The 12,358-nt window shown below is 73.5% G+C and carries 8 protein-coding genes; 7 read left to right on the top strand and 1 reads right to left on the bottom strand.

Features of this window, described 5'->3' with window-relative positions; genetic code table 11:
- The first annotated feature begins 74 nt into the window (after positions 1–74).
- Positions 75–1,133 (top strand): tRNA 2-thiouridine(34) synthase MnmA, encoded by a 1,059-nt coding sequence (mnmA, locus tag ACWDLG_RS36335; RefSeq protein ID WP_449928816.1) that lies wholly within the window; start codon positions 75–77, stop codon positions 1,131–1,133.
- A gap of 22 nt (positions 1,134–1,155) precedes the next feature.
- Here mnmA and ACWDLG_RS36330 read toward each other — a convergent pair whose 3' ends face one another.
- Positions 1,156–1,785, bottom strand: coding sequence for an MBL fold metallo-hydrolase (locus ACWDLG_RS36330; RefSeq protein ID WP_354909770.1), 630 nt, complete (start codon positions 1,783–1,785; stop codon positions 1,156–1,158).
- A 130-nt stretch (positions 1,786–1,915) separates the two neighbouring features.
- On the opposite strand from ACWDLG_RS36330, the gene ACWDLG_RS36325 reads away from it, so the two are divergent.
- From ACWDLG_RS36325 to ACWDLG_RS36300, 6 genes are all read left to right on the top strand, one after another.
- Positions 1,916–2,881, top strand: coding sequence for a methionine synthase (locus ACWDLG_RS36325; protein ID WP_354909767.1), 966 nt, complete (start codon positions 1,916–1,918; stop codon positions 2,879–2,881).
- A gap of 49 nt (positions 2,882–2,930) precedes the next feature.
- Positions 2,931–7,127 carry a caspase, EACC1-associated type gene (locus ACWDLG_RS36320; RefSeq protein ID WP_449928813.1) on the top strand — a complete coding sequence of 1,399 codons (4,197 nt, stop codon included), beginning with the start codon at positions 2,931–2,933 and terminating at the stop codon, positions 7,125–7,127.
- 9 nt (positions 7,128–7,136) lie between these two features.
- Positions 7,137–7,550, top strand: a complete 414-nt coding sequence (locus ACWDLG_RS36315) for a hypothetical protein (protein WP_449928811.1) — start codon at positions 7,137–7,139, stop codon at positions 7,548–7,550.
- 96 nt (positions 7,551–7,646) lie between these two features.
- Positions 7,647–9,827, top strand: coding sequence for an NAD-dependent DNA ligase LigA (gene ligA / locus ACWDLG_RS36310; protein WP_449928809.1), 2,181 nt, complete (start codon positions 7,647–7,649; stop codon positions 9,825–9,827).
- Between the two features lie 25 nt (positions 9,828–9,852).
- Complete coding sequence (locus ACWDLG_RS36305; RefSeq protein WP_449928807.1) at positions 9,853–10,062, top strand: EF-hand domain-containing protein; 210 nt, start codon at positions 9,853–9,855, stop codon at positions 10,060–10,062.
- A gap of 229 nt (positions 10,063–10,291) precedes the next feature.
- A complete protein-coding gene (locus ACWDLG_RS36300; protein WP_354909754.1) occupies positions 10,292–12,352 on the top strand; it encodes a putative bifunctional diguanylate cyclase/phosphodiesterase in 2,061 nt (686 codons plus the stop codon).
- The last annotated feature ends 6 nt before the right edge of the window (positions 12,353–12,358 follow it).

Below are 12,358 nucleotides of genomic sequence, written 5' to 3'. Positions count from 1 at the left end.
CCTCGCCGTCCCTCCGCCGCGAGGTCTCCCCGGAGGGTCGAGAAGCCGCTCGTGGACGGTAGTCTCGAAACGTCATGGGACTGCGTGTGCTTGCCGCCATGTCGGGCGGCGTCGATTCCGCCGTGGCCGCCGCTCGGATCGCCGAGGCCGGTCACGATGTCACCGGTGTGCATCTGGCGCTCTCGGCCAACCCGCAATCCCACCGCACGGGCGCCAGGGGCTGCTGCACGATCGAGGACTCCCGCGACGCCCGCCGCGCCGCCGACGTCATCGGCATCCCGTTCTACATCTGGGACATGGCCGAGCGTTTCCAGCGCGACGTGGTCGAGGACTTCGTGGCCGAGTACGCCGCCGGCCGTACCCCGAACCCGTGCCTGCGCTGCAACGAGAAGATCAAGTTCGCGGCGGTGCTCGACAGGGCGCTGGCGCTGGGGTTCGACGCGGTGGCGACGGGCCACCACGCCAAGCTCGAGGACGGCGTGCTGTCCAGGAGCGTCGACCAGGGCAAGGACCAGTCCTACGTGCTCGGCGTGCTCACCAGGGAGCAGCTCAGGCACGCGATGTTCCCGCTGGGCGGCTCCACGAAGGCCGAGGTGCGCGAGGAGGCGGCCAGGCGCGGCCTGACCGTCGCCGACAAGCCCGACAGCCACGACATCTGCTTCATCGCCGACGGTGACACGCGCGGCTTCCTCGCCAAGCGGCTCGGTCAGGAGCCCGGCGCCATCGTCGACCAGCAGGGCGCGGTCGTCGGCACGCACGAGGGCGCCTACGCGTTCACGGTCGGCCAGCGCAAGGGCCTGCACCTCGACCGTCCGACCGCCGACGGCAGGCCGCGCTACGTGCTGTCGATCGAGCCGGTGTCCAACACGGTGACCGTCGGGCCGAGGGAGGCGCTGCAGGTCTCCGAGATCGTCTGCGTCCGGCCGGTGTGGAACGGGCCCGACCGGTTCGACGACCTGTCGGTGCAGCTCCGGGCGCACGGCGAGGTGTACGGCTGCCGCTACGAGGAGCGCGACGGCACGCTCGTCGTCGCGCTCGACCGGCCGGCGACCGGAGTGGCGGCGGGGCAGGCGGCCGTGCTCTACTCGGGCGACACGGTCATCGGCTCGGCCACCATCTCCACGGCCGCCTGACGGCCCGGCGGGAAGACCCGGGTCAGGACAGGGTGGCGGAGTCGCCGACCGCCAAGCGGCGGATGTCGGCGCCCTGCTTCTCCGCCTCCATCCTCAGCCAGTTGTCCACCAGCCCGAGCCCCGCTTCGCTGTACAGCGCGTCATGCGTGGAGTACGCCCGGGCGGGCTTCACCGTGCGCAGGTACTCGATCACCTCCGCCAGCTTCAACCACGGCGCACCCGTCGGCACCAGCAGCGTCCCGACCGGCACCGGCGGCACGGTGAACGCGTCGCCCGGGTAGAACACCTCCCCGTCCACCAGGAACCCCACGTTGTCCACGACCGGCAGGTCGGGGTGGTTGGCGGCGTGCCACTCGCCGAACACCTTCATCTCGAACCCGGCGGCCTCGAAGGCGTCGCCGTGCCGTACGACGTGGGCATCGAGCCCCTCGGCCGAGCCTGAGGCGACACCCTCGCACGTCCAGATCGACACCTCGGGCGCGAGAGCGGCCAGCTTGTCGCGGTCGGCGTGGTCGAAGTGGTCGTGTGTGACAAGGACGACGTCGGCCCCGTCGAGGGCGGAGGCGTCGGTGAAGACGCCCGGATCGATGACCAGCACTTTGCCGTTCTTCTCGATCCTGACGCAGGCGTGACCATATTTGGTGAGTTTCACCTTCCCACGATAGTTCAGGGCCCGTTGTCCGGATCGGCGCGGGCGCCGTCCGGAGCGCGACAGCTGGGAGCCCGCGGTGGGCCGGGCGGGGTGGAGATGGCGGCTCGGCCGCCGCTCTAGGCTTGGAGCCATGTCTTTTGGCGCAACCGGTGTCGGATCCCATCCCGGCGAGGACCATCTCGAGGCCCTCAGGACGGTGTTCGGAGAGCTGCCCGACCTGCCGTACCTGCCGGAGCTGCCCGCCAGGGGCGTGGGCGCCGACATGGCGGGCCGTACGGCGGCGCTGCTGGTCGACCTGCCGGTGGAGGTCCAGCCTTCGGGCTGGCGGCTGGCCTCGCGTCCAGGCCGCGACCACCGCAGGGCCGTCGACCACCTGGCGCGCGACCTCGACGGCCTCGAAGAGGTCGCGCAGGGCTACACCGGGCCGCTGAAGGTGCAGGTGTGCGGGCCATGGACGCTGGCGGGCGCGATCGAGCTGCGCCACGGCGACAAGATGCTGTCCGACGCGGGCGCCGTCAGGGACCTCACCGCCTCGCTCGCCCAGGGGGTGGCCGACCACGTGGCCACCGTGCGCCGCAGGGTGCCAGGGGCCACCGAGATCCTGCTCCAGCTCGACGAGCCGGGCCTGCCGGGCGTGCTGGCGGGCACCGTGCCGACGGCCTCGGGGTTCGGCAGGCTGCCCGCGGTGGAGGAGTGGCGGGTGGAGGAGTCGCTGCGGCTCTTCCCCGGCGCGATCGTGCACTGCTGCGCGCCGAGGGCCCCGATCGCGCTGCTGCGCAGGGCCGGCGTGCGGGCGATCTCGCTGGACGCCGCGCTGCTGTCGCGGCGCGACGAGGACCCGATCGGCGAGGCGGTCGAGGCGGGCGTCGACTTCTTCCTGGGCGTGGTGCCGGGCGTCGACACCCGGCTGCCCGACCTGAAGGTGATCGCCAAGCCGGCCGTGGAGCTGTGGGAGCGGCTCGGGTTCGCCGCCGAGGAACTGCAGCGCCGGGTGGTTCTCACACCCGCCTGCGGGCTGGCCGGCGCCTCGCCGGCCTACGCGCGTCTCGCCTTGTCGAAGTTGAGGGAGACGGCAAGGGCGCTGCAAGCCGGCTGAGCTATCCAGGAGGGATGAGGCGCCACCTCCGCCCCAGGGGGGCCGACGCGTGACGGCCGGAGACTTCGCCGGCGCGAGCGCGCTGCTGCTGGGCACCGGCACCCACGGCTCCGGCTCCGACCTGCCCGACCTGCCGTCGGTGGCGCGCACGCTCGCCGACCTGCGCGAGGCGCTGCTGACCAGGTGCGGGCTGGCGTCGGTGCGGGTGGTGCTCGATCCGGCCTCGCCCCGCGAGATGGGCGCCGCGATCGCCGCCGCCGCGTCGGCCGAGGGGCCGCTGATCGTCTACTACGTCGGGCACGGCCTGGTCAGCAGGCGGGGGGCGCTCCACCTGGCGACGGCGGGGACCGTCTCGGGGGTCCTGGGCCTCGAGCACACGGCGCTGCCGTACGACCTGTTACGCCGCTACCTGCTCGACAACGTCGAAGGCCCGCTCGTCGTCGTCCTCGACTGCTGCTTCTCGGGCCGCGCGATCGACGGCATGTCGGACCCGTGGGACGTGGCGGAGATCTCCGGCGCCTTCGTGCTGACCTCGGCCGGGCGCAGCGAGCCGTCCTTCGCGCCCGAGGGCCTGCGCCACACCGCCTTCAGCGGCGCGCTGCTGCGGCTGCTGGCCGCGCCGCCGCCGGTGCTGACCCTCGCCGGCCTGCACCGCCGGCTGAGCAGGGAGCTGCCCGCCGCGGGCTTTCCCGTGCCGCGCGTCCGCACCACCGGGCGGGTGGGCGAGCTGGTGCTGCTGCGCGCCGCCCACACCGCGGGCGTCCCGGGACGGCGGGAGCGGCCGCCACCCTTCGACGGCCCGCCGTACAAGGGGCTGGAGGCGTTCGGGACGGCGGACGCGCCGCTGTTCTTCGGCCGCGAACGGCTGGTGGAGACCCTGGTCAGGCGCCTGGACGACCCGGCGCCGCTGATCGTCACGGGCGCGTCGGGCTCGGGCAAGTCGTCCTTGTTACGGGCCGGGCTGGTGCCCGCGCTCCGGCAGCGCGCGGCGGGCACCTCGGTGGCGGTGATCACACCGTCGGAGCCGGTTCCCGCCGACGTGGACGTGCTGGTGGTCGACCAGTTCGAGGAGGCGTTCACCGCGGGGAGGATCCCGGACCTGCGCGGACGGGTCGTGCTCGGCGTGCGGGCCGACTTCCTCGGCCGGTGCGCCGCCGTACCCGAGCTGAGGGCGGGTCTGGAACGCGGGCCCGTCGTCGTGGGCCCGATGAGCGCCGCGGGGCTGCGCGAAGCGGTCGAGCGGCCCGCGCTGGCGGCGGGGCTGACCGTGGAGCCCGGACTGGTCGAGCTGCTGCTGCGCGACCTGGGCGAGGAGCCGGGGCGGCTGCCGCTGCTCTCCCACGCCCTGCTGGTCACCTGGCAGCGGCGGCGCGGGGCCGCGCTGACCGTGGCGGGTTACCAGGCCACGGGCGGCATCCACGGCGCGCTGGCCGCCACCGCCGACGCCGTCCTGGACGCCCTGCCGTCGAGGGAGCAGGCCCGCGCGGTGTTCACCCGCCTGGTCCACGTGGGGGAGGGCACCGACGACACCCGGCGGCGGGTGGAGCTGGACCGGTTGCTGGCCGAGGTGCCCGACGCGCTGGCGGCCTGCGAGGTGATCGACGCCTTCGCCTCCGGCGGCGCCCGGCTGATCACCATCGACGGGCCGGCGGTCACCATCACCCACGAGGCCCTGCTGGCGGCCTGGCCCGCGTTGCGCGGCTGGCTCGACTCCGACCGGGCGGGCCTGCTCGTCGAGCAGCACCTCGTGGCCGCCGCGGCGGCGTGGGAGGGCGACGACTCGGGGCTGTACCGGGGGTCCAGGCTCGCGCTCGCCCGCGAATGGGCCGAGGGCAGGCGGCTCGGCGCGGCCGCCCGCGCCTTCCTCGACGCCTCCGCCGCCGCGGAGGAGCGCGCGGCACTGGCCGCCCGCCGCCGCGCCAGGCGCAGGGTGCTGCTGTCGGCCGTGCTGGGCGTCCTGCTGGTCCTGTCCGTGGCCGCCGGCGGCATCGCCCTCCACCTGTACGGCAGCGCCGACGCCGCCCGCCGGAGCGCCACGGCCAGGGCCCTGGTCCTTCAGGCGAACGCCCAGGTCCAGACGGACCCGCCGGTCGCGCTCCGCCTCGGGCTCGCCGCGCTCGCGATCGAGCCGGGCGAGCGGCACCGGGCCGCGCTGGTCGGGCTGCTGGCCGGCACCCTCTACTCGGCCAGGCTCGAGGGCGCCGGCCCCGGTCTGCTGGGCCTGGCCTTCAGCCCACGGGGCCGGATGGTGGCGACCGTGGGCATGGGCGGGACGGCCGAGGTGTGGGACACCTCCAGGCCGCACGCGCCCGTGCGGGTCGCCTCGCTGCGCGGCCACACGGGACACGTGCGGACCGCGGCCTTCAGCGGTGACGGCCGCACGCTCGCCACCGGCGGCGACGACGGCACCGTGATCCTCTGGCAGGTGGCGGGCTGGGCACGGACGGCCACGTTCGAGCCTGGCTTCGGCAGGATCTACGCGCTGGCCTTCAGCCCCGACGGCAGGCGGCTCGCGCTCGGCACGGCCGCGGGCGCGCACGTGTGGCCGGTGGGCGACGACCAGCCCGCGACCACGCTGCCGACGCACCAGGACGATCCGGTCAGATCCGTGGCCTTCACGAAGGACGGGCGGCGCGTCGTCGCCTGCTCCAGGTTCACCGCGTGCCTGCTGTGGACGCCGGGAAAGGCCGCCGGGAGCTTCACCACGCCGGCGTCCGCCGAGGGGGAGCAGGCGCAGGTCACGTGGGCGGTCGCGGTCAGTCCCGACGGCAGGACGATCGCCACCAGCGGCCGGCGCTCGCGCGCCTACCTGTGGAACATCGAGGGCGCCCGGCCGAGGCCGCTGGCCGACCTGGCGGGGCACGCCTCCGGGGTGAAGGCGGTCGCCTTCAGCGGCGACGGCAGGCTGCTGGCCACGGCGGGCGGCGACGGGCGCACGATCGTGTGGGAGGTGGGCGAGGGCGCTCCGGTGCAGCGGGCCGTGGTCGGCGCGGGCACGGGCGGGATCGTGGCCGCCGCCTTCGACCCCGTCACCTCCGACCTGGTGACGGCTGACAGCGACGGCAGGACCGTGCTGTGGGGGACCGCGCGGCTGCGTCCGCCCGCCGTCCTGGCGAGAGTGCCGCGGCCGGACGTCGGGCGCGGGGTGCTCGCCCGAGACGGCAGGCGGCTGGTGACGGTGACGGCCGAGCACGCGGTCACGTTGTGGGAGATGGGGGCCGGCCGGCTGACCGAGGCGGCGGCGCTCGCCGAGGACGCCGGGCAGGTGTCGGCGCTGGCCCTGGACGGTACGGCGGTGCTGGCCGGGCGGGTGGACGGCGGCGCCGTACGGTGGACGGAGGGCGCCGCCGCGCGGCTGCTGCCGCCGGGCGCCAGGGTCACGGCGGTCGCCTCGGCGGGCGGACGGGCGCTGGCGGGCACCGAGGACGGCACCACGACGCTGTGGCCCGCCGCGACCTCACCCCCGGTACGGCTGCCGCCGATCGCGAGCCCGGACGACCCGGGCGACGCCCCGGCCCCTGCGGACGTCCCCGCCTCCGTCGGCGCCCCGGCCACGGCGGGCACTCCGGCCCCTGCGGACGTCACGGCCCCGGGAGGCGTCCCGGCCTCCGTCGGCGTCCCGGCCTCCACCGGCGCTTCCGCCTCCGTCGACGCCGCGGTGATCAGCGACGACGGGCGGCTGGCCGTCACGGGCGACGCCCGGGGCGTGGTGCGGCTCTGGACCCTGGCGGACCCGCGCAGGCCGGTGCCCGCCGCCGCCTTCGCCGCCGACCCCTCCGGGATCGTCTCGGCCGCCCTGTCGCCCGACGGTCGCCGGCTGCTCACCGGCGGCAGCGCGAAGCTGGCCAGGCTCTGGGACGTCGCCGACCCCGCCAGGCCGCGTCACCTGGCCGACCTGGGCAACGACGGTCCCGTGGTGTCGTCCGTCGGTTTCGCCCTCGGCTCGGCCGTGGCGTACACGGGGGCGGGCGGCGGCCCCGTCACCCTGTGGCACGTGGAGGGGTCGGGCCAGGCCCGCAGGTACGCGGCGCTGCCGGCGGCCGACGAGGTCACGATGAGCGCCGACGGGACCCGGATGCTCGCCGTCGGGCCGGGGCCTGAGGCCGTCGTGCGGGACCTCGCGCCGCACATGGCCGTGCTGCGCGACCCCGTGGCGGCCGCCTGCGGCATCGTCCGTCGCGGGCTGGACGAGAAGGAGTGGATGCGGCTGACCGACGGACTGGCCTACCAGCGTTCGTGCCCCTAGGAGATGACCTTGAGACGTCCCATCGCCACCGCCGTCCTGCTGACCTCACTCGCGCTCCCGCCGGCGCCCGCGTACGCGGGCTCGGCCGTCACGGTTTCCGGACCCGGAGGCAACTGGGCCGCGGTCACCGCCACCATCAGGGACGGCAAGCTGACCGTCACCGTGCCGACGGTCACCGACAAGCACAACGACCGCAACTGCACCTGGGTGATCCTGCTGCTCAGGCTCAGGGGCGACGCCGACCGGCGGGTCGTGGCACGGTGGGAGGCGGCCACCAACCGCAACTGCGGGAACAGGAACCGCTCGCTGCCGGTGTACGAGAGGGGCGGCGGCGTCGAGCGCGTGTCGGCCCAGCTGTGTCTCAGCCCCGCGAGCTCGCCGCCGAGGGAGGCGTGCTCGGCCACGTGGAAGCGGGTGGCGTGAGAGGCGGACGGCGAGGCGGACGGCAGGGCCCCGTCGGGAGCCGAATGTCGGTGCCGCGAGATAGCGTTCTCTCAGGTTTGACGGAGGGAGTAAGCGATGAGCGCCGAGGTCGAGGGCGTGCCCGTGGACGCGCTGAAGCGCCACGCCGAGCTGAGCGAGCTGGTGGAGGAGGCGCGCTGGCGCTACTACGTCCTCGACCAGCCGACGGTGAGCGACGCGGAGTTCGACGGCTGGTTCAACGAGCTGCTCGCGCTCGAGGAGGCCCATCCGAAGCTCCAGACGCCCGACTCGCCGACGCAGAAGGTCGGGGCGCCCGTCTCGGGTGACTTCGAGAAGGTCGAGCACCTGCAGAAGATGGAGAGCCTCGACAACGCCTTCACCGACGCCGACATCGCCGCCTGGCAGGTCAGGGCGGAGCGGCTGGCCGAGGGCGACCCGGGCCCCTACCTGTGCGAGCTGAAGATCGACGGACTGGCCATCGCGCTGGTCTACCGGAACGGCAGGCTGGAGCGCGGCGCCACCAGAGGCGACGGGCGCACCGGCGACGAGGTGACGGCCAACGTCCGCACGATCACCGGCATCCCCCACCGCCTCGTGGGCAGCGACATCCCCTCGCTGGTCGAGGTGCGCGGCGAGGTCTACATCCCGGTCGAGGAGTTCGAGAAGCTCAACGAGCAACTGGTCGAGCAGGGCAAGCCGCCGTTCGCCAACCCGCGCAACGCCGCCGCGGGCACGTTGCGGCAGAAGGACCCGCGCATCACCGCGCAGCGACCGCTGCGGATGCTGGTGCACGGTGTCGGCGTCTGGGAGGGCGCGGCCGAGCCGCAGGCGCAGTCACAGGTCTACGACCGGCTGCGGGAGTTCGGGCTGCCGGTCAGCGACCTCTACCGGGTGGTGCCCGACGTGCGGGGCATCGACGACTTCATCGAGCACTACCGCAAGCACCGCCACGACCCCGCCTACGAGATCGACGGCGTGGTCGTCAAGGTCGACAAGATCAGGACCCAGCGGGAGCTCGGCTCCACCTCGCGGGCGCCGCGCTGGGCGATCGCCTACAAGTACCCGCCGGAGGAGGTCAACACCAAGCTCCTCGGGATCGAGGTCGGCATCGGGCGCACCGGTCGCGTCACGCCGTACGCGGTGATGGAGCCCATCGTGGTGGCCGGGTCCACGGTCGAGCGGGCCACCCTTCACAACGCCGCGATCGTGGAGAAGAAGGGCGTGCTCATCGGCGACACCGTCGTGCTGCGCAAGGCGGGCGACGTCATCCCGGAGATCGTCGGGCCGGTGACCGCGCTGCGCGACGGCTCCGAGCGCGCGTTCGTCATGCCGACCCACTGCCCCGAGTGCGGCACCGAGCTGGCCTACGAGAAGGAGGGCGACGCCGACCTGCGCTGCCCCAACGCCCTGGGCTGCCGCGCGCAGCTCCGCGAGCGCCTCTACTTCGCGGCGGGGCGCAAGGCCCTCGACATCGAGGGCCTGGGCTACGTCGCGGCCACGGCGCTGAGCCAGCCGGTGGCCGAGCAGGAGCCGGTGGTGCGCACCGAGGCCGACCTGTTCGACCTCACGCTGGAGCAGCTGGTGCCGATCAGGTCGGTGGTGCGCGACCAGGAGACCGGCCTGCCCAAGATCGACCCCAAGACCGGCGAGCCGAAGGTCGTCTCGTTCTTCTCCAACGTCAACGGCCAGCCGAGCCAGAACGCGCTGAAGCTCATCGACGAGCTGGAGCAGGCCAAGCAGGTGCCGCTCTGGCGGGTCCTGGTCGCGCTGTCCATCCGCCACATCGGCCCGCCGACGGCCCAGGCGCTGGCCGGGGCGCTGCGCTCGATCGACGAGGTCATGAACGCCTCCGAGGAGGAGCTGAGCGCGGTCGAAGGCATCGGCCCGCGCGTGGCCGCCACGGTCCGCGAGTGGTTCGAGGTCGACTGGCACCGGGAGATCATCGAGCGCTGGCGGGCGGCGGGGGTCCGCATGGCCGACGAGCCGGCCCCGGAGAAGGGCCCGCAGATCCTGGAGGGCCTCACCTTCGTCGTCACCGGCACCCTCGAGGGCTTCACCCGCGACTCCGCCGCCGCGGCCATCACCGGCAGGGGCGGCAAGGTGGCCGGGTCGGTGTCGAAGAAGACCGCCTTCGTCGTCGTGGGGGAGAACGCCGGGTCGAAGTACGACAAGGCGGTCAGCCTCGGGGTGCCCGTCCTCGACGAGGCCGGATTCCATGTCCTCCTCGACAAGGGCGCGGAAGCGGCTGCCGAGGTGGCGGTGAAGCCGGAAGAATAGCCCTCTCCACGGAAAGGGTTCACATATGTCGGATCTCAGCCCCGAGCGGCTGGCGGAGCTGCGCCAGACCTTCGACGCGATCGACGCCAGCGGCGACGGCTTCATCAGCCAGGCGGAGCTGGTTCGCCACTTCCCCGGGCTTCCCGGGGAGGCGCTCGGTTCGCTCGAGCAGAACGCCGACGCCGACGGTGACGGCCGCATCTCCTTCGAGGAGTTCGTCAGGCTCGTGGGGTGAACGCGGGGCGGGAGCGGCTGCGGTCACGGCCGCCCCTCGCCGGCGTGACGGGGAGCCCCTGAGGGGGCGGCAGTGACCAGGGGGAACCACTGTCGAGCAAAAACGTACAAAAGATGCTTCTTGCCGATAAATCTGGGCAAGTGGTGTGACGGAACGTAGGCGGGTGGTTTCGGGAAGTGGGGTGGAGGTCGTACCCTCCCATAGTGACCTCTTGGGGGTTCTGTTACCGATGACCGACCCAACTGACACGCGCGACACGGGACCACGTGTGGGAAGCCCGCTCTGGGCCTTCCTCCTGGCGGTCTCCGTGATCGGCTTCACCGCGCTCCTCGTGGCCGAGCTACGACTCGACCTGGCGGGCCTGGCCGAGCTGGCCAGGACTCCGCTCTTCTGGGTGCTCGCCGTGCTGGTGGTGCTGGGCGAGCTGCGTCCCGTCATGGTGTCCTCGGCGACCGCCGTGGGCGGCACCTACCCGGCGACCATGTTCACCTTCGCCGTGTTACTGCACTACGGCCTGCCGGTGGCGGTGCTCATGCAGGTGGTCGGCATCGCGGTCAACGGGATCGTCACGCGCAAGGCGTGGCATCGGGTGATGTTCAACATCGCGCAGGCGACGCTGGCGTTCACGGCGGCGGCGGTCGTGCTGGGGCTGTTCGGCATCGTGCCGACCCCGTCGGCGCCCTGGGTGCCGGCCGGGTTCGCCATGGTGCCCATCGCGCTGTCGGGTGTCGCCTACTTCGCCGCGCGGGCGCTGCTGGTGTGCGGCGCGGTCGCCCTGCACGAACGGCGCTCGCTCAGCAGGGTGCTGCGCGCGACCGTGGGGCCGCAGGCGCTCGTCTACGCCGGGCTGCTCGGGCTCGCGCCGCTGGTCGTCGTCGTCATGCAGGACTCTCCGGGGCTGGTGCCGCTGTTCGTGGCGCCGCTGGCCGCCGTCTACTTCACCGCCACGCTGTCCATGCGCCGCGACCACCAGGCCCTGCACGACGAGCTGACCGGCCTGCCCAACCGCAAGATGCTGATCGTCTCGACCGAGGAGGCGCTGGCCGAGTGCCGCCCCGACGAGCGGGTCGGCCTCTTCCTGATCGACCTCGACCGGTTCAAGGAGGTCAACGACACGATGGGCCACCCGGTCGGCGACCGGCTGCTGCAGATGGTGGCCCACCGGCTGACCCACTCGGTACGGCCGGGCGACGTGGTCGCGCGCCTCGGCGGCGACGAGTTCGCCGTGCTGCTGCCGTCCATCAGGGACACGCACGCCGCCAGGGAGGTCGCAGCCCGGCTCAGGGCCGCCCTCACCGAGCCCGTGCGCCTGGAGGGCATGACCTTCGACATGGACGGCTCGGTCGGCATCGCGCTCTTCCCCGACCACGCGCCCGACTTCGAGCTGCTGCTGCAGCGTGCCGACGTGGCGATGTACCTGGCGAAGGAGGGGCGCACGGGCGTCGAGCTCTACCAGCCCGACAAGGACCGCAACTCGCCCGAACGTCTCGGCCTGCTCGGCGATCTGCGCCGCGCGGTCGACAACCGCGAGCTGCGCCTGCACTACCAGCCCAAGGTCGACCTGGCCACCGGCGAGGTGCGCGGGATGGAGGCGCTGCTGCGCTGGCGCCACCCCGTGCGGGGGCCGATCTCGCCCGCCGACTTCATCCCGCTGGCCGAGCAGTCCTACCTGATGCGCCAGATCACCGAGTACGTCATCGACGCGGCCATGGAGCAGGCCGCCCGCTGGTGGCACACCGGGCTCCAGGTGCAGATCTCGGTCAACGTCTCCGCCCGTGACCTGCTCGACTCCGCGCTGCCCGACCAGCTGGAGGCGGGGCTGTCCCGCTTCCGGCTGCCGCCGGAGGCGATCCAGCTCGAGGTCACCGAGCGGATCCTGATGGGCGACCAGGCCTACACCCACGACACCATCAGGGCGCTGGCCGCCCTCGGCGTGCCCCTGGCGCTGGACGACTTCGGCACCGGCTACTCGTCGCTGATCCGCCTGCAGCGGCTGGCCGCCTCCGAGGTCAAGATCGACGCCTCGTTCGTGCAGCGGATGTCGTGCTCGGAGGACGACGAGCGGATCGTGCGCTCGATCGTCGACCTGGTGCGCTCGCTCGGGCTGCGGTCGGTCGCCGAGGGCGTGGAGTCCGACGAGCTGGCGCTCCGGCTGGCCGACATGGGGTGCGACATGGGGCAGGGCTGGCTGTTCGGCCGGGCGATGGCGCCGGCCGACGCGACGGTCTGGCTGCGGGAGCGGGTCGGGGTGGAGGAGATCGACTACGTGGAGATCTCGCAGACCGTCTGACGCCCG

This window comes from Nonomuraea sp. NPDC003727, from assembly GCF_053586935.1.
Note: the sequence above shows the minus strand (reverse complement) of the source record. Positions and strands in the feature narration are given on the sequence as shown.

What these genes read in the sequence shown, in the direction of transcription:
- mnmA (WP_449928816.1), top strand. Translation starts at nt 75, where the DNA reads ATGGGACTGCGTGTGCTTGCCGCCATGTCGGGCGGCGTCGATTCCGCC.
- ACWDLG_RS36325 (WP_354909767.1), top strand. Translation starts at nt 1,916, where the DNA reads ATGTCTTTTGGCGCAACCGGTGTCGGATCCCATCCCGGCGAGGACCAT.
- ligA (WP_449928809.1), top strand. Translation starts at nt 7,647, where the DNA reads ATGAGCGCCGAGGTCGAGGGCGTGCCCGTGGACGCGCTGAAGCGCCAC.
- ACWDLG_RS36305 (WP_449928807.1), top strand. Translation starts at nt 9,853, where the DNA reads ATGTCGGATCTCAGCCCCGAGCGGCTGGCGGAGCTGCGCCAGACCTTC.
- ACWDLG_RS36300 (WP_354909754.1), top strand. Translation starts at nt 10,292, where the DNA reads ATGACCGACCCAACTGACACGCGCGACACGGGACCACGTGTGGGAAGC.